15 protein-coding genes are annotated in these 18155 nt (G+C 44.9%); 3 read left to right on the forward strand and 12 right to left on the reverse strand.

What is annotated here, in order from left to right:
• Window positions 1-267: 267 nt before the first annotated feature.
• Window positions 268-3120 carry an excinuclease ABC subunit UvrA gene (gene uvrA, locus LZG94_RS25925; RefSeq protein WP_233794563.1) on the forward strand — a complete coding sequence of 951 codons (2853 nt, stop codon included), beginning with the start codon at window positions 268-270 and terminating at the stop codon, window positions 3118-3120.
• Here the strand turns inward: uvrA and LZG94_RS25930 are convergent, their stop codons facing one another.
• Together LZG94_RS25930 and LZG94_RS25935 are read right to left on the reverse strand one after the other, a co-directional pair.
• Window positions 3121-3855 carry a LytTR family DNA-binding domain-containing protein gene (locus LZG94_RS25930; RefSeq protein WP_215236043.1) on the reverse strand — a complete coding sequence of 245 codons (735 nt, stop codon included), beginning with the start codon at window positions 3853-3855 and terminating at the stop codon, window positions 3121-3123. It lies immediately after the preceding gene.
• A complete protein-coding gene (locus LZG94_RS25935; protein ID WP_215236044.1) occupies window positions 3852-4928 on the reverse strand; it encodes a sensor histidine kinase in 1077 nt (358 codons plus the stop codon). Before LZG94_RS25935 ends, LZG94_RS25930 begins: the two co-directional genes overlap by 4 nt.
• A gap of 285 nt (window positions 4929-5213) precedes the next feature.
• Here LZG94_RS25935 and LZG94_RS25940 point away from each other — a divergent pair, with 285 nt between their 5' ends.
• Entirely contained in the window at window positions 5214-8123 is a 2910-nt protein-coding gene (locus tag LZG94_RS25940; protein ID WP_233794564.1) for an outer membrane beta-barrel family protein, read from the forward strand.
• Window positions 8124-8177: 54 nt separating this feature from the next.
• Here LZG94_RS25940 and hemC read toward each other — a convergent pair whose 3' ends face one another.
• The 9 genes from hemC to LZG94_RS25985 all read right to left on the reverse strand — a co-directional run bounded on the left by hemC (window position 8178) and on the right by LZG94_RS25985 (window position 15014).
• Complete coding sequence (hemC, locus tag LZG94_RS25945; RefSeq protein WP_233794565.1) at window positions 8178-9110, reverse strand: hydroxymethylbilane synthase; 933 nt, start codon at window positions 9108-9110, stop codon at window positions 8178-8180.
• Window positions 9111-9138: 28 nt separating this feature from the next.
• A complete protein-coding gene (locus LZG94_RS25950) occupies window positions 9139-9498 on the reverse strand; it encodes a type II toxin-antitoxin system HigA family antitoxin (protein WP_233794566.1) in 360 nt (119 codons plus the stop codon).
• Window positions 9482-9793, reverse strand: coding sequence for a type II toxin-antitoxin system HigB family toxin (locus LZG94_RS25955; RefSeq protein ID WP_233794567.1), 312 nt, complete (start codon window positions 9791-9793; stop codon window positions 9482-9484). Before LZG94_RS25955 ends, LZG94_RS25950 begins: the two co-directional genes overlap by 17 nt.
• 52 nt (window positions 9794-9845) lie before the next feature.
• Window positions 9846-10748 carry a 30S ribosomal protein S6--L-glutamate ligase gene (rimK, locus tag LZG94_RS25960; RefSeq protein WP_215236047.1) on the reverse strand — a complete coding sequence of 301 codons (903 nt, stop codon included), beginning with the start codon at window positions 10746-10748 and terminating at the stop codon, window positions 9846-9848.
• Window positions 10749-10782: 34 nt separating this feature from the next.
• On the reverse strand, window positions 10783-11247 hold the full coding sequence (locus tag LZG94_RS25965) for a RimK/LysX family protein (protein ID WP_215236048.1): 465 nt from the start codon (window positions 11245-11247) through the stop codon (window positions 10783-10785).
• Window positions 11244-12362: a DNA polymerase III subunit delta gene (locus tag LZG94_RS25970; RefSeq protein ID WP_215236049.1), complete on the reverse strand. Its 1119-nt coding sequence runs from the start codon at window positions 12360-12362 to the stop codon at window positions 11244-11246. Before LZG94_RS25970 ends, LZG94_RS25965 begins: the two co-directional genes overlap by 4 nt.
• Before the next feature lie 38 nt (window positions 12363-12400).
• The gene (locus tag LZG94_RS25975) at window positions 12401-13594 is read right to left on the reverse strand and encodes a putative sugar nucleotidyl transferase (RefSeq protein WP_233794568.1); all 1194 of its coding nucleotides are present in this window, start codon (window positions 13592-13594) and stop codon (window positions 12401-12403) included.
• 127 nt (window positions 13595-13721) lie between these two features.
• On the reverse strand, window positions 13722-13973 hold the full coding sequence (locus LZG94_RS25980; RefSeq protein ID WP_215236051.1) for a type B 50S ribosomal protein L31: 252 nt from the start codon (window positions 13971-13973) through the stop codon (window positions 13722-13724).
• 129 nt (window positions 13974-14102) lie between these two features.
• Window positions 14103-15014, reverse strand: coding sequence for a sugar phosphate isomerase/epimerase (locus LZG94_RS25985; RefSeq protein WP_233794569.1), 912 nt, complete (start codon window positions 15012-15014; stop codon window positions 14103-14105).
• Between the two features lie 429 nt (window positions 15015-15443).
• On the opposite strand from LZG94_RS25985, the gene LZG94_RS25990 reads away from it, so the two are divergent.
• Window positions 15444-17888: a ribonucleoside-diphosphate reductase subunit alpha gene (locus tag LZG94_RS25990; protein WP_233794573.1), complete on the forward strand. Its 2445-nt coding sequence runs from the start codon at window positions 15444-15446 to the stop codon at window positions 17886-17888.
• An 82-nt stretch (window positions 17889-17970) separates the two neighbouring features.
• On the opposite strand, the gene LZG94_RS25995 is transcribed toward LZG94_RS25990, so the two are convergent.
• Window positions 17971-18155: hypothetical protein (locus LZG94_RS25995; protein WP_233794570.1), on the reverse strand; the 185-nt coding region annotated here is incomplete at its 5' end.

Consider the following 18155-nt stretch of genomic DNA (forward strand, 5'->3'; position numbering starts at 1 on the left):
ATACGAATCGTCGGGATATTGTAAGAGAATATTTTGTATCTAATGGTGAATTAATTGTAATATACGAATGGTGACAAATGTGTAATTCAGGTTAATATCCAAATTGGCAACGTTTGCGTAATAATAGAAAATCACGAAATGTTTATATAATTAAAAACAAGTTTGCGAAAGGCATTCTTGTTAAATTTTTGCAACTCAAGGCGTATTTTTGTGGTTAGTTTGTAGAAGCCGACCGCACAACATTATTCATCACCAGCAACTAAAATATTGGAACATCTGAATGCGACAGAACTTGCAGGGCAGGATCTCATTGAAGTAGAGGGCGCCCGCGAGCATAATCTTAAAAATATTGACGTCAAAATCCCGCGGAACAAACTTGTGGTGGTGACGGGAATAAGTGGCAGTGGCAAGTCCTCCCTGGCTTTTGACACGATTTACGCAGAGGGCCAGCGTCGCTATATGGAGAGTTTTTCTTCTTACGCGCGCGGTTTTATAGGTGAAATGGAGCGGCCCGATGTGGATAAGATCAGCGGACTTTCGCCTGTTATCAGCATTGAACAAAAAACCACATCAAGGAACCCGCGCTCTACCGTAGGTACTGTGACGGAAATCTATGATTTTTTGCGTTTGCTTTATGCGCGCGCCGGTGACGCATATTCGTATGTGACGGGGCGAAGAATGGTTAAGCAATCTCAGGATCAGATCATTAACCAGCTCTTAACTCAGTTTGTTAACAAAAAAACGGTGCTGCTCGCGCCCGTCGTAAAAGGTCGTAAAGGACATTACCGCGAGCTGTTTGTCCAAATTACCCGTCTGGGCTATACGAAGGTGCGCGTGGACGGCGAAGTAATGGATATTACACCCAAAATGCAGCTCGACCGGTACAAGGTGCACGATATTGAAATCGTGATCGATCGGATCATTCCTAAAAGTGAAGCGGAAGATAGCCAGTCGAGATACCGGCTAAGTCAGTCAGTAGCGACGGCGATCAAGCAGGGGAAAGGCGCGTTGATGGTTTTGGATGAAAAAGGGCAAACCTATTATTTTTCTCAAAATTTGATGGACCCGGAATCCGGGATAAGTTATGACGATCCGGCGCCCAATGCATTCTCATTCAACTCCCCGTACGGCTGGTGCCCGACCTGCCAGGGGCTGGGACTGATCGAGGAGATCACGGAAGAATCCATTATGCCGGATAAAACTTTGAGCATTGCCAAAGGCGGGATCGCGCCGATGGGCGAATACCGGGAGGCGTGGATTTTCAAACAGCTTGAAGTACTACTCAAACCATATAAGATCACTTTACAAACCCCGCTCAACAAGTTTTCCGAAGAGGCGGTCAGGCTGGTACTTTACGGAAGCGAAGATGCTGTGCCGGTACCTTCCAAAAAGTATCCGGGTACAGAATGGGAAACGAAATTCGACGGGATTATCAACTTCCTGAAAAGGCAGCAGGAAAGTGGAAATGATAAAATTCAGGATTGGCTCAAAGACTTTATGTCGATCCGCACGTGCCCCGAATGTGATGGAAAAAGGCTGAAAAAAGAGTCGCTGCATTTCAGGATTGACGGGAAAGACATTTCAGAACTATCAAACAGCGACGTACGCGAGCTGGCCGACTGGCTGGTAAACCTCGAAGATCGTCTGGAAGAAAGACAGAAAGTGATCGGTCACGAGGTTTTGAAAGAGATCAGAAAACGCGTCGGGTTTCTGCTCGATGTAGGTTTGGATTACCTGACCTTGAACCGCGCATTGCGGACATTGTCGGGCGGAGAGGCGCAACGGATCAGGTTGGCCACGCAAATCGGTACGCAGCTGACGGGCGTTCTTTATATTATGGACGAACCGAGCATTGGCTTGCATCAGCGCGATAACGTTCGGCTGATCAATTCCTTGAAAAGTCTGCGGGATCTGGGGAATACAGTTCTGGTAGTGGAACACGATAAGGATATGATGCTTGCGTCGGACTACATTCTCGATATTGGTCCGGGAGCTGGTCGCCATGGAGGAAATGTAGTGGGTGCCGGCACGCCGGAGGTATTTCTCAAAAATGGCTCGCTTACAGCCGAATACCTCAGTGGCCGCGAGGCAATTGACGTTCCCAAAAAGCGCAGGAAAGGATCCGGGCAATCGATTTCTTTGAAAGGCTGCACGGGACACAACCTGAAAAATGTGAATATGACGTTTCCGCTGGGGACGATGATATGTGTGACCGGCGTGAGTGGGAGTGGAAAATCCTCACTCGTTCACGAAACGCTTTTCCCGCTGTTGAATGCGCATTTTTATAAGTCCAGAAGAGAGCCGCTGCCTTACAAATCGGTGGAAGGTCTGGAACATATTGATAAAGTAATTGAAGTAGATCAGTCGCCGATCGGTCGGACTCCGCGCTCAAATCCGGCTACTTACACGAATCTTTTCACAGATATCCGCTCACTTTTCGCTGAGCTGCCGGAGTCTAAGATCCGCGGTTATAAGCCGGGCCGGTTTTCATTTAATGTAAAAGGCGGCCGCTGTGAGGATTGTGAGGGTGCGGGAATGAAGAAAATTGAAATGGACTTCCTGCCCGACGTACATATCAATTGCGAAACCTGCAAAGGAAAACGCTTTAACCGCGAGACGCTGGAAGTACGATTTAAAGGCAAGTCGATTGCAGATATCCTCGATATGACGGTTGAAACTGCATTGGATTTCTTCGAACATTTGCCAAGATTACTTCGCAAAGTGCAGACACTGAATGATGTAGGTTTGGGATATATTACCCTTGGCCAGCATGCTACTACATTGTCAGGCGGCGAGGCACAGCGCGTGAAACTATCGGAGGAATTGTCGAAACGCGATACTGGCAAAACGCTTTATATCCTCGACGAACCTACAACCGGGCTGCATTTTCAGGATATCCGGCATTTGCTGAACGTTTTGAACAAGCTTGTCGAAAAGGGGAATACCGTATTGATTATTGAACATAACCTCGACGTGATCAAAGTCGCCGACCATGTGATAGATGTGGGGCCGGAAGGTGGTGCGAAGGGTGGACGTATTATTGCCGAAGGTACTCCCGAAAAAGTCGCCAAGGTGAAAGGCAGCTTTACAGGTCATTTTTTGAAGGAAGAGCTTAAATAGCTACATCCATTTACTCAAAAACTGGTTGAAGTTCTCTTTGTACTGGTCGCTTACCGGGATCGTGATCGTGCCGATCTGGATCGTATTTTTCGTTACCGCGCTGATTTTGTCGAGGTTAACAATGAAAGAACGGTGCACGCGCATGAACTTGGAGGAAGGTAATTTTTCCTCCAAAGCTTTCAGGCTGGTAAGCGACAGTATTGGTTTCGGGTCTGATTTCAGGTGGACTTTAACATAATCTTTGAGTCCCTCCGTGTACAGAATATCATCGTAGGCGATACGGACAAGCTGATATTCAACTTTCAGAAACAGGTATTCATCCTTCGTTTCCACGGAGCCAGCCGACGACGCTTTTTGCAAAAGCTCGGCATAAGCCTGCGCTTTCGATGCAGCACGGAGGAACTCTTCATAATTAAAGGGTTTTAGGAGATAGTCAAGTGCGTCGACCCGAAAGCCATCGAGGGCATATTGGTTGAATGCGGTTGTAAATATGATCCTGGGAGCTCTGCCTCCTGCTTTTTCAATCACGCGGGCCAGCTCAATTCCGGTCAGATCGGGCATTTGAATGTCAAGAAAAATGACATCGATCTGCTGGGTATGAATCACTTGTAATGCCTCTACCGCGCTTGAATACCTTCCGGTAAGCGATAGAAAAGGTGTTTTTTCAATAAAAGCACAAACTAATCCAAGTGCGAGCGGTTCGTCGTCAACGGCTATGCATTGCAATACATTCATGCCGTTTCCAATTCAAGATGTACTTCAAATTCTTTCTCAACTTTATTCTCGTTCACTTCCAGCTGGTATTTTCCGGGGTATAGCAAATCGAGGCGTCGCTGGGTATTCGCCAGGCCGATCCCGTTACTTTCATCCAGAATCGCCCTTTTGTCTGGAAACAATGTATTTTTCACTTCCACAAAAATCTTATTTCCGCTTTGGCTGATCTTGATATCGATCCGGCTCGGCTGCACTGCGCTCACTCCGTGTTTAAATGCATTTTCAATAAAAGGTAAAAATAGCATTGGCGCAATCGAAACGTCGTGCATAGGAACAGGCGGGTCCAAATGTACCGTCACTTTGTCGGTGAGCCGGAGCTGCATTAATTGTATATAATCCTGCGCAAAGGCGATTTCCTGACTCAGCAAAACGGTTCCGTGCTGGGTTTCATAAAGTACATAGCGCATCATTCTCGACAACTTATGCAGCGCCTCGCGGGCCGCTTCCACGTCGATTACCGTCAATGCATAAATGTTATTCAGGGTATTAAAGAAAAAGTGCGGGTTGATCTGCGCTTTCAGGAACGAGAGTTCGGAATTGATCTTTTCTTTTTCCAGATTCTGGCGGTACTGTTTATCCATTTGCGCATTGCGCACAGCTGCAATACTGGTACTGAGCCCGATCACCATTAATGCCGTGATCATAGCAAAATTATCCAGTTTTTCAGCCCGTTTCTTTTCTCCATTCGCTTCTCTGGCCAAACGGAACGCACTTTCCATCTGGCTGCCAAAATCAATATTGTTCTTAACCTGTTCCATCGCAAAAGCGATCGCCAGTACCAGTGCTACATTCAGGAGAATGAACTGAACATATTTATTCCTGGCCAAAAATCGCGGAAACAGTACATAGTAGTTTGTGTAAAAAATAACTACCAGTAATGTAAAAAGAACAGCCTGTTTGATCCAGAATGCGATCGGGAATTGTATCTGCCAGTTGAGTGGCTGCCACATCAGGAACATAGCCAGGAAGCCCCATCCTAAAAGGTGCAGGAGCAGTGGCGGGTATTTTCTTGCGGCGCGCGTATCTATTTTCATCGGTGAGTTTGTATGTCAATGATCCTGACATACAACCACAATCTTACAGGGAAATTTTCAAATACACTATTTCAATCGATCAAAGGAGTGTGAATACCGACTGATCGAGGTGTGGAATCTATTAATCATAAGAATCGGATTTTCATCGGTGAGTACGTGCAACTTGATCGTTTGAAACGCGCCTTTGATCGGTACATTACCTGTTTCTATCTATTCCTTTTTTTTGCGCAGGTATTAGGCACTTATTTTGAGACTCGGATAATGCATTTAATACAAACCCCAACCATGAAACTTAGTATACGATTTACTATTCTGGCGCTTTTGACCGGAATCACATTTGGAGCCCACGCGCAGTTTGGCGGAGGCGGAGGAGGCCGGCCGGGTGGCGGCGGCGGAGGAGATTTCCGCGGAGGCGGAGACAGGCAGCGGCAGACGGTTATTCCGGGAACTGCCGAGGATACCCGCAGCGGAAGCGGAAAAATCAGAGGTATCTTGGTGGATTCGGTTAGTAACAAACCGGTCGAATTCGCTGCATTATCTCTTGTTGATATTAAAACGAACAACCCGATCGATGGTACCACTACAAACGAAAAAGGGGAGTTCAATATGTCGAAAGTGGCTGCGGGCGATTTCAAGATCCTTATTTCATTTATTGGCTATAAAACAAAAACGATCAACGATATCAAGATAGATCGTAAATCGGACCTTAACCTGGGTTCTATAAGCATGGCGCCGGATGTGGTGCAGCTGAACGAAGTGGAAGTGGTTGGAATGGCGCAGCTGGTGGAAGAAAAGGTGGACAGGCTGGTTTATAATGCTGAAAAGGATATTACCAGCAAAGGCGGCGATGCTTCCGATATTATGCGGAAAGTCCCGATGCTGACGGTTGATCTGGACGGAAATATTTCATTAAGAGGTAGTTCCAATGTTCGGGTATTGATCAATAACAAACCTTCTACTATTATCGCAACCAGTGTAGCAGATGCATTGCGCCAGATTCCGGCGGATATGATCAAATCGGTGGAGGTGATCACTTCACCTTCCGCCAAATATGATGCGGAAGGTTCTGCGGGTATTATCAATATCGTGACCAAGAAAAGCACGATCCAGGGCGGAACGCTGAATCTGGATACAGGTATAGGAAACCGGGGTTCTAATTTAGGTTTGAGAGGAAACTACCGCGCTGGCAAAATGGGTTTTAGTCTGGGCGGTTTCGGCCGGTTCAACTACAATATGCCGGGTAAATCGGAGAATTTGCAAGTAGGTAAAACAGAGAATTTCTCTATTCGCCAGACCAGCGAGTCTGATAATAAAATGTCTTTCGGTTCTTACAATTTCGGGTGGGATTATGAGATCGATTCTAAAACTTCCCTGTCCGCAAGTGTTCGTTACGGAATGCGGAATATGCGCAATTCACAACAATTATCTACGTTTGACACGCCCAGTGCAGGTCCGGTCCGGAACGGTTTCCGGGATGTTAACTCGAAGGATTTGTCCGGTACCTGGGATGTCAATGTAGATTATATCAAAACGCTTTCGAAGCCACAGCAGGAGTTGAGCATTTCAACACAGTTCAGCCGGAACAACCGCACGAATGATTATGAGGCCGACGTATATTCATGGAGCGGAACAAGTACACGTGAGTTTCTGGGCCAGGAATTGAACGATAACAACAGCCACAACCAGGAAAGTACGGTCCAGATCGATTACCAGACTCCTATTAAGGATAATCAAATGTTTGAATTTGGTGGAAAAGGCATTTTCCGGCAGGTAGTAAGTAATATCGAATACGGCGGGCTGATCGCGGCGAGGCCGGTAAGTGCATTGAACTATGATCAGAATGTAGGCGCAGGATATTTATCATATACCTATACTACCAAGAGCAGATTTACGATCAAAGCGGGAACGCGCTACGAATATACCAGCATCGACGCGACGCAGGGAGAGCAGGGAGAACTGGCCCTGCCATCGTACAGTAACCTGGTACCAAGCCTTAACTTATCCCAAACTTTTGGCAAGGGGCAAACCATTAAGTTAGGCTATAACCGCCGTTTGCAGCGTCCGGGTATTCAATTTCTGAACCCTAACGTAAACTCTGCGAATCCAAAGAACATCAGTTTCGGTAATCCAAATCTGGATCCTGAGCTGACAGATCAGGTGGAAGTAGGGACCAGTTTCTTCAAAAATTCCCTATATGTCAATGTTTCGGGTTTTGCCCGGTTCACCAATAATTCCATCGAGAGCATTCGTACTACCGATACTTCAGGTGTGATTTCTACCACCTTTGGTAATATTGGTGAGAAGAAAAACTACGGTGTGAATGTCTTCGGAAATATCACATTGTTCAAAAAATGGCAGATCGGTGGTGGATTTGATGCCTATTATGCAAATCTGACAAACAATAGCCCGGATCCTTCGCTCCAATCCAATAACAGCGGGGTGGTTATCAGCGGTCGTTTCCGTACCAGTTTAAATATCAAAAATGGCTGGGGATTGCAGGCTGGCGGTTTTGCCCGCGGTCGCGAAGTGCAGTTGCAGGGAACGCAGGCTGGTTTCCGGATGTATGATCTGGGAATTAAAAAGGATTTCAAGAACAAACGCGGAAGTATAGGTTTCGGAATGGAAAACTTCCTGGCTCCTTCTTTCAAAATGCGCACCAGTCTTGAATCGAATACATTTACACAAACGAATACCAACTATCTGTTTAACAGAGGTTTTAGGTTGAATTTCTCTTATCGTTTGGGTAAAATGACTTTCGTAGAGCAAAAATCGCGCAGAAGAAAATCGATTAATAACGATGATCAGAAAAGCGACGGCGGCGGAATGGACGGTGGCGGCGGTGGACAAGCTGCACCCGCAATATCTACTCCGGCGATCACACCTGCAAGACCAAACGGAGCGGGAAGACCGCAAGGCGTGGCTCCAACCGGAGATAGCACCACAAGACCTGTGCGTCAGGGAATGCCGATGCAGCCGGGAGTAACTCCGGATTCGACGATGAGAAGAGATTCAACAATGCGTCCTGATTCGACAATGCGACCAGCTGTACCTGCTGTAATGCCGGATTCGGCAGCCAGACCAGTAGTTCCGGCAGATTCTACCATGAAACCTGATAGTTCGGCTCTTCCCGTGAAAACAGATTCAATTCCGGCAAAACCTGCGGTTCCCGCGGATTCACTGCCGAAGAAAGAGTAATACATAACCCGTTAACCGAAGTAAAGCCCGGACTCAGTGCCGGGCTTTTACTTTTTAGGCCAGTGTATTTTGAGATCGGATCGACTGCAATATCCTGTCGGCGCCTGCTTCGAGGAGCTCGTCGGCGAGGGCTAGTCCGAGTTCTTCCGGGAAAGCCTTTGCGCCGGTTTGCGTTTTGCGGATCAACTCAGAACCGTCGAGACTGACGATGCCGCCTGTAATATGGATCTGCTCTTCATTTAATGTCGCCATAGCGAATACAGGAATACTGCATCCACCCTGTAATCTTTTCAGGAATGCGCGCTCGGTAAGGAGGCAGGTTTCTGTTTCTTTATGGTTTAAGAGCACTTTCAGGATCGCTTTTTTGGATTCATCGAGGGTTACCGCGCATTCAATCGCAACACTTCCCTGCCCGACAGCCGGCGTGAATTCATCCAATAGCAAATGCTCTGCGATCTTATTATCGTACTCCATTCTGTGCACTCCGGCATAAGCGAGTAACAGCGCGTCACATTGTCCTTCTTCGAGTTTTCTAAGGCGCGTTTGCAGGTTCCCCCGCATATCCACAGTTTTGATCTGGGGATAAAAATGCTTCAAAATAGCTATTCGGCGGGTCGAAGAAGTACCGACTACAAACGTTTCGCCGCTTTTCAGCGACAATGCAGTATTGTGGCTTACGAGCACATCGTTCGCTTTTTCGCGCTCGGTAAATGCGATTATTTCGAATGCATCGTCTAGTTGTGATTGCAGATCTTTTGCGCTGTGTACAGCAATATCAATTCCGCCACTTCGCAGCTGGTCTTCCAGTTCCTCTGTAAAAACGCCTTTGCTTCCAATTTTTGACAAAGACCTGTCAAGGATTTTGTCTCCTTTTGTCTCAATAATAACAATTTCCGAATCTATCCCGCCAGCGAGCAACAAGTCCCTGACATAATATGCCTGCCAAAGAGCGAGCCTGCTACCGCGTGTTCCAATTTTAATATGCATGATTTACTTGCTTCTGTTTTTCAGGTATTTAGTAGGCTTGGATTAGTATTTCCGCCGGAATATTAAGAGCCTGATTTAGCTTCCGAATCATTCCTAAACTGAGCTTGCGCTTGCCGGAAAGAATTTCCGATTTACGTGATCTGAAACCCAATATATCTGATAGCTCTTTTTCAGACATTCCTAATTGCTCCAATCTGAATCGGATAGCCTCTAATGGATTCGGTTTCGGTATCTGAAAATTAAGCTTTTCGTAATCTTGTACAAGAATAGATAGTACTTCCAGTTCATCTGATTCCACAGAATCAGGTACCAGATCTTTCTGCATCAATCGATATATCTGACGTAACGCCTGCTCGTGCTGCTCATTGTTCTTAATTGGAGTCGCCATATTCTATATTTTTTGCGTCAATTTTGTCGTAAGCGTCATGGGGGCCAAACCATACAATGAAAACAATTTTCAATCTGAATTCAATATCAACGATCAGCCTGTAGGTATTGCCATGTATGTTAAAAACAACTCGTTTGCTGCTCAGTATTGAAGCATTTCGATATTGTTCTTTGAGTTCATTGGGAGAATTCCAATCGGCCAATTCAGCTTCTTCGTTCCACGCTAGCAGGGATTGCTTCGCTTTTGGATAGTTTTCCCAGTAAGTCTTCAACGTTTTTACAGCTATTACCCGCATCTCACATTATAAAGATACATAATGTTCCCAAATTGGTTACGGTTTTTGAGATCTAAACTCCAACAGTATCCCCTTCGTCGGTAACAATTTTATCTTCAATATAGCTAACAATCAATGCGGCTACATCGATCCCGCTTACTTCCTCAATTCCGCGCAGGCCGGGGGAGGAATTGACTTCCATAACCAATGGGCCGCGGTCAGATTGCAGCATATCGACGCCGGCGATCTTCACGCCCAATGCTTTTGCCGCAGCTACGGCAGTTTCTTCTTCTTCCGGGGTAAGTTCCACCAGGCTGCCCTGGCCTCCCCGGTGCAGGTTGCTTCTGAAATCTCCGTCGGCTCCCTGGCGGCGCATTGCCGCTATTACTTTATTTCCGATCACAAATGCCCGGATATCCGCGCCTTTTGATTCGGCAATATATTCTTGGATCAAGAAATTGGCTCTCAATCCGTAAAAAGCTTCAATCGTAGATTTTGCTGCCTTGATGGTTTCGGCTAAAACTACGCCTACTCCCTGCGTTCCTTCCAGTAGTTTGATCACCACCGGCGGCCCGCCGACAAGGTGGATCAGTTCATTTACCTGCGACGGATTTTTAGCAAAAACGGTTTTTGGAATATCAATACCGGCTTTTGCTAAAACCTGCATACTGCGCAACTTGTCGCGCGAACGCAATATCGCCTGTGATTTGACGGTCGTGAAAACTTTCATCAATTCCAGCTGGCGTACCACGGCACAGCCGAATGCACTCACAGATGTACCAATTCTCGGAATAGCCGCGTCGATCTCCGGGATCGGTTTTCCCTTGTATATAATTGTTGGCTTGCCTCCCTCGATCATGACAAAGCACTTAACATGGTCAATAACAGTGGCCTCGTGGCCTTTTTGCTTGATTGCCTCCACCAAACGGCGCGTCGAATAAAGGTCTGCATTGGTGGACAAAACGGCGATTTTCATAGAATCGGAATAATTAGCAGAACGGGTGAGGGTATTATTCATCAGACTTCAAACGCTTTGACGCGGACGAAAGCTTTGAAGCGGATAGATTTTTTTGGGAAACGTCAATGAGAAATCTGTTTTTCAACAATTTGCGGCCAAGTAATATGGGATACTGCATTTTGCGGCGATTCGCGAGCGAGAATTCGGTTCGTATCTTTTTTCCGAAAATCTTGATCTTGGTTTTAATTACATATCGTTTTTCTTCTTTTCCAGAGGAATTTCGGACAAATGTTTCCTTGAATTCGTCGACGATAAAAGACTCCTGCGGGGCTCCTTTTTTTTTATCGAGATAAAATTGCAGCTGAATTTGCTCGCCTTCCTTGATCAATTTTACCCGCGAACAATGAATGGAAGAGGTAGTAGCTCCCGAATCGATCCGTACCGGGACATTGAACCAGCCCAATTCGGGCAAGTCTACGATGTCCGTTGCGCCGATTATTTGTAGTGAGTGTTTCATTTGCGCTGAAAAAAATGAGCGATAGTTAGTGAAAGATCCAGAAAAACCATTTTCGCCCGCACATTCCGCTCAATATGGTAATGCGCCGTATTTACCTCGCCGACCATCCTTTCCAAGGAATCAAAAGTGACCGCTTTTGAAAAATTTTGAACAAAAGTCAGTTCTTCCTGAGGTACTCTAAGTAATTCGCCGGCTCCATTACTCCAAATCAGCATATCTCTGAAAAGCCGCAATGCATATTCCAAAAGGCCTTTTTGCCGCTCTTTGGGCATTACATCATATCCGTCAGCAAGCTTCACCAGGTGTGAAACATCATATTTATAGCAGGAACGCATCCAGCCGGCAAACCAGCCCGAGCGATCGTCTTCGTCTTCCTGAACCAGTTTTAATGCTTCGGACAAATTTCCATCGCACAAATAAGTAGCCTGATTGACGATGCTTTCACTGATATCCTGTTTTTTCAGATAGCTGCGGATTTCGTCATCGGAAAATGCAGGAATTGTAATGCGCTGGGTGCGGGAAATAATGGTTGTCAACAATTTGTCAGACTGGTCACTTACGAGTAGAAAAAGTGTCTTTTCAGGCGGTTCTTCCAGGATTTTGAGTATTGCATTGGAGGAAGCCGCATTCATAATATCGGGCTTCCAGATCAGCAGGATCTTATATTCGCCTTCGTACGCTTTTACCGAAAGTTTCCTGAGAATACCTCTTGCCTCCTCCACAGAAATATTTCCCTGCTTATTTTCAGCGCTGATAAAGTCCAGCCAGTCCGGCAAAACCCGGTAAGGATTTTCGAGCAAAAACGTGCGCCAGAGTGGGAGAAAAGCTTCACTGGTTTTACCGTCCGTTTTTTTGGAGGTTGCAATAGGGAAAATGAAGTGGAAATCAGGGTGAATCAGTTTACCCATTTTGAAGCAGGAGGCACAAGTTCCGCACGCATCATCTTCCTGCTTGTTTTCGCAATTAATATAGGTTGAAAAAGCCAGCGCCATTGCCAGCCCTGCCCCGCCCGGCGGAAAGTCAAATAGCTGTGCATGTGCCAGGTGACTATTTTTCACCGAGCGCCTCAGCGTGGATTTGATCGGTTCTAGGCCTGGAATATCTTTAAAGAGCACGGTAAATCTGAGTTAACTTTTTAGAATGAAGTGCGTGTTTAATAATTACGCTGATTTTGTGTTAGGTCAAATACCGCCTGCAAAATGGCACGATCTGTTTCCTCAAAATCGACATTTCGTCTGCCAACTGTGTCAGCAGCAACTGCCGCAGCTTTTTGCAGGCGATATTCACAGATACCTTCCGCAGATCCGCCCCAGGAAAAAGAAGGAATGTGTTTTTGCTGAAAACCACCACCAAATACATTCACACTTACGCCAACTATGGTTCCGGTGTTGAACATGGTAGAAATGCCGGCTTTTGAATAATCTCCCATGATCAGTCCGCAGTTTGTTAAACCGGTACTTTCCAGCTGGTTTGTCGCATAACTGTGCAGTTTGACAATGCTATGGTCGTTTTTGAGATTTGAGTTATTTGTATTTGCGCCGAGGTTACACCATTCTCCTAGAACAGAATTGCCGAGATAACCATCGTGTCCTTTGTTGCTATAAGCTGTTAATATACTGTTACTTATCTCACCACCTGCTTTGCAAAAAGGTCCGATGGTAGTATTGGGCCGGATCTTAGTTCCCTGTGCCAGTACCGAACTTTCACCGATCGCGAATGGCCCCTGTACCATAGAACCCTCCTGGATCAATGCATTTTTACCAATATAAATGGGGCCGTTTTCTGCATTCAAAATGGAAGCCTTAAGAACAGCACCTTCTTCGACGAATATCTGATCGGGATTATAGCAATGCGTATAAGGATCAGAAATCGCTATTGATTTTTTATTAGATGTAATTCTTTCAAAATCAGCTTTAATCTGAGCTCCGTTGAAAGTGAATATATCCCAAACGTTCCTGATTAGGGTGAATGGTTTTGAATAAGTTAGCAGGTTAAACTGACCAGTTTCTCGACTATATTGCCACGATTTGTCAGTTCTTAATGCCAGCAACTCGTCCTTTTCGGAGATCAGCATAGCACCGATTTCCAAACTATTTATGACTTTAATTAACTCAACGTCAGGACAGAGGCCGCCATTGATATACAAATTATCGCCGGTCTTAATGGAAGTGAACTTTGTACTTAAGTACGCTTCTGTCTGGAAATATACCGTCGAATTAAGGCAGCCCGCCCATTTTTCGGCGATTGTCTGAATGCCGCAGCGAATTCCGGCAACAGGCCTGGTGTATGTAAGTGGCAATAGCTGTGTGCGAAGTACTGGGTCGTCAAAGAGAATTACAGCGGGCATATTGAATTAGTATGTATGATCAAAGTTCGGTCATTTTATTGGTTGGGACAAAAAAAGAAGCAGTCTCCTGAACATTTGTCAGGAGACTGCTTCCATAATTATTTAAAGCCAAAAAGCGAAGTGCTGATTAAGCTTCTTTCTGTCCGTAACGTTTTCTGAACTTATCAACACGTCCCGCAGTATCAACCAGTACGTTTTTACCAGTATAAAAAGGGTGCGACTGAGAAGAAACCTCTACTTTGTAAACAGGATAAGATTTACCGTCTTCCCAAGTGATATTTTCAGTGGTTTCGATTGTAGAACGTGTAACGAATTTGTAGTCGCTCGACAGATCCCAGAAAATTACCTCTCTATATTTGGGATGAATATCTTTTTTCATTGGTATATGGTATTATTTGTTTCTATACAATTCTCAAAAAGGATTGCAAAAGTAAGTATTCTAATTTTTCAAACCAAGTATTAAAACTGTATCTTTTTAAATATTAATACCATACGAAAATTTCTACGGCTAAACTTCACTAAGCTGCTGTTTCAGAACTTCGATCCCTTTTTTCGCTTCCCTATGAAAATCGGTGTAAGTAAAGCATTCAATAGACAACCCGCCTTTGTATTTGATCTTCTTTAATGCGCTGAGATACGGTCTGAAATCGTCGCCTTTTACGCCAGGAGGAGTTCGGTTTTCTTTTTCGGCAATGTGGCAATGCACAATATGCTTGCCATATTTCACGATCTCGGTCGCAGGCTCGTCTTCCTTTAGCATATGAAAAATGTCGCAAAGCAGCTTGATCGACGGGCTTTTCACGGCGTCAATGATCTCAACTCCCTCCGCCAGACTGTTGATAAAGTTCGTCTCTCCCTTATTAAGCGGCTCCACGGCAATAGTAACACCATATTTTTCAGCAAGCGGGGCCATTTTTTTTGTCAATTCAATGTGCTGGGCTTTGGCGGTAGCCCGGTCGAAACCTTCGGGGATAATCCGCGAGCCGCCGCTTCCAAATACTACATATTGAGATTTGCATTCCCTCGCCCGCTTCAAAACGAGCTCGGTCCTTTGCAGGATCGCCTCGTGATTAGCATCGGGGCCCAGCGTTTTCAATGCTGCTGGTAACAAGATCACATAAGACTTGATCGGAAAGTTATCCTGATGGAGTTGCTGCAAATTCTGCTGATACTTTTCGTCGCCCCCGGAAGGGATCAGGAATCCTCCGACAGACTCCTCTATATAGGAACATCCGGATTCTTTCAGAAAGTTGGCTTTGTCATATGCAGCATAAACGCCAAGCGGGATCATATATTCGGGCTTTGTTCCGTGCATTGCAAATGCCTCGGGAATCAGGGATCCTGCTGCCAACCCTGCGAACACGCCTGAAGTCTTTTTCAGGAAGGTTCTTCTGCTATTTTGGTCAGTTTCAATGCTCATATTGGTAGTTAGTTTAACTCGTTTGTTGTAAATATTTGGTTTTAAATACAAGTCTCCGTTAATAAAAGTTTTCTAATTAAGATTTATTATAAATAATGTTTTCTTATTAATTGCTTGATTTTCAGTTGTTGTTGAAGCAATAATTTATGTTCAATAAAAAAGGCACTCAAAAAATGTTTGCAAATTTTGTAGCTGAAAATTTTTTAGAAAATTTTTCATTGAATACTTCTTACCCTTTTGGGAGCTAAATAACTAGGTATAAGTTTATTACCAGTTTCTTCATTTGCACTATGCCGGTAAACACCAATTTCTGCCCGGAACGCCGGTTGCGATTGTGACTAATTTAGTGTTATTTCAACAGGTTTTAGAAAGTCAACTCCCCAGAATATACATCACTAACTTCCTTTAAAACACCACTTTACTATGTCAATGTATGTAATTAAGCGAGACGGTCGCCGCGAATCTGTGAAATTCGATAAGGTGACGGCCCGCATTGAAAAACTAAGCTACGGCCTGGACAGCAAGTATATTCAGCCGATCGAGGTAGCCAAAAAGGTTGTTTCCGGTATTTACGACGGTGTTACCACCGCAGAACTGGATAACCTTGCTGCCGAAACTGCGGCTTCGATGACCACCAAGCACCCGGATTACGCGATCCTTGCTGCCCGCGTCGCGATCTCAAATCTTCATAAGAACACATTGAAGTCGTTTTCGGCAACAATGAAGCGCTTATTTACATATATAGATTCTAAGACTGGTGAAAATGCATCGCTCATTTCCAAGGAAGTGTATGAGGTAATTCGCCAGAATGCTTCGCTATTTGACTCTACTATTATATATGACCGCGACTATGCCTATGATTATTTTGGCTATAAAACCCTGGAGAAATCATATTTACTGAAAGTTGACGGGAAAATTGTAGAGCGTCCGCAGCATATGCTGATGCGGGTTGCAGTTGGTATTCACCAGGAAGATATTCAGGCTGCGATTGAAACGTACCATTTGCTTTCTGAAAAATGGTTCACCCACGCAACGCCTACCTTATTTAATGCAGGTACGCCGAAGCCACAAATGTCTTCGTGCTTCCTTTTGACAATGAAGGAGGATAGTATCAGTGGTATATATGATACACTGAAAAACTGCGCGCTTATTTCACAGTCTGCGGGCGGGATCGGTTTGAGCATTCACGATGTGCGCGCAACAGGTTCTTATATTAAAGGTACAAATGGACAATCCAATGGTATTGTTCCGATGCTGCGGGTATTTAATGATACTGCAAGATATGTGGATCAGGGAGGTGGAAAGCGCAAAGGTTCTTTCGCTATATATATGGAACCCTGGCATGCTGATATTTTTGATTTCCTGGATTTGAAGAAAAACCACGGGAAAGAGGAACAGCGCGCGCGCGACCTTTTCTATGCATTATGGATTCCCGACTTGTTCATGAAACGCGTTGAGGCCAACGATACCTGGTCACTTTTCGATCCGCACGAATGCCCGGGACTTTCTGATACACATAGTGAAGACTTTGTAAAGCTTTACGAACAATATGAATTAGAAGGAAAGGCGCGCAAAACTATAAAGGCGCAGGACCTTTGGTTCGCGATCATGGAGTCACAGATTGAGACTGGTACTCCTTACATGTTGTATAAGGATCACGCGAACAGTAAGTCAAACCAGAAAAATCTGGGCACGATTAAATCTTCAAACCTTTGTACTGAAATCATTGAGTATACTGCACCAGATGAGGTAGCTGTATGTAACCTGGCTTCTATTGCATTGCCGAAGTTTGTAGAGCAGGGTCCTGACGGATATATGCGATTTGATCATCAGAAATTATATGAGATCACCAAAGTGATCACGAAAAACCTGAACAAGATCATCGACCTGAATTACTATCCTATTCCGGAAGCTGAGAAAAGCAATAAAAGACACCGGCCAATCGGTATTGGTGTGCAGGGATTGGCGGATGCATTCTGTTTAATGCGCATGCCATTTGACTCTGACGAAGCCCGCCAGTTGAACAAGGAGATTTTCGAAACGATCTATTATGGATCAATGGAAGCTTCTATGGAGCTTGCCATGAAACTCGGGCCGTATGAAACCTGGGCTGGTAGTCCGATATCGCAGGGTATCTTCCAGTTTGATATGTGGAACGTAACTCCCGACAGTGATCGCTGGGACTGGGAGAAGATGAGAAAGGATGTTATGAAGTATGGAATTCGGAATTCGCTGCTCTTGGCGCCGATGCCAACTGCATCCACGAGTCAGATTCTGGGTAATAACGAATGTTTTGAGCCGTTTACTTCTAATATATATGTGAGAAGAGTTCTTTCAGGGGAGTTTGTGGTAGTCAATAAGTATTTGTTAAAGGATCTGGTCAGACTGAATCTTTGGAATGAAGAGATGAAAAATAATCTGGTTCGCGCAAGCGGATCTGTACAAGCCATCCCGAATATTCCTCAAAATGTAAAAGACCTTTATAAGACAGCCTGGGAAATCAAGCAACGTAGTCTGCTGGACATGTCCGCCGACCGTGGCGCTTACATTTGTCAATCGCAGTCGTTAAATATCTTTATGGAAGAAGCAAATTTTGGCAAGCTGACTTCCATGCACTTCTACGCCTGGAAAAAGGGACTTAAAACAGGCATGTACTATCTACGTACCCGTGCAGCATCTGATCCGGTTCAGTTCACTGTAAGCAAGCAGGCAGAAGTATTGCTAGAGCCAGCGACGGCAGTTGTTACGGAAAAGGAACTGAATTACGTACAATATGCGGAAGAGCATGCAAAACCGGTGACGCCGCGTGATCATCGATCTGATATGCAATGTTCATTGGACGATCCTGAAAGCTGCGAGGCTTGTGGCAGTTGAAATAGCTTGCTTTATAAGCCGATGGCACCTACGAAAGTGGGTGTCATTTTCATTACAAGACTTCTTTACAAGAAGTATAAAATTATTTTAAATTTTTTTTCCATTCTTCTATTTTCATTTTCAGTGAGTTGCGTTGTAGTGTTAAAATTTTGGTAAAAATATTTTGCTTTTGGATTTGGATGTTAAAAATAAAGCCTGCACTTTTGCACTCCCAATCGGGAACAACGGTAGCGCAGACGGCGAGACCACTAGTTCTGAAAGATTCAG

This window comes from Dyadobacter sp. CY343, assembly GCF_021390335.1.
In the GTDB taxonomy this organism is placed as follows: domain Bacteria; phylum Bacteroidota; class Bacteroidia; order Cytophagales; family Spirosomataceae; genus Dyadobacter.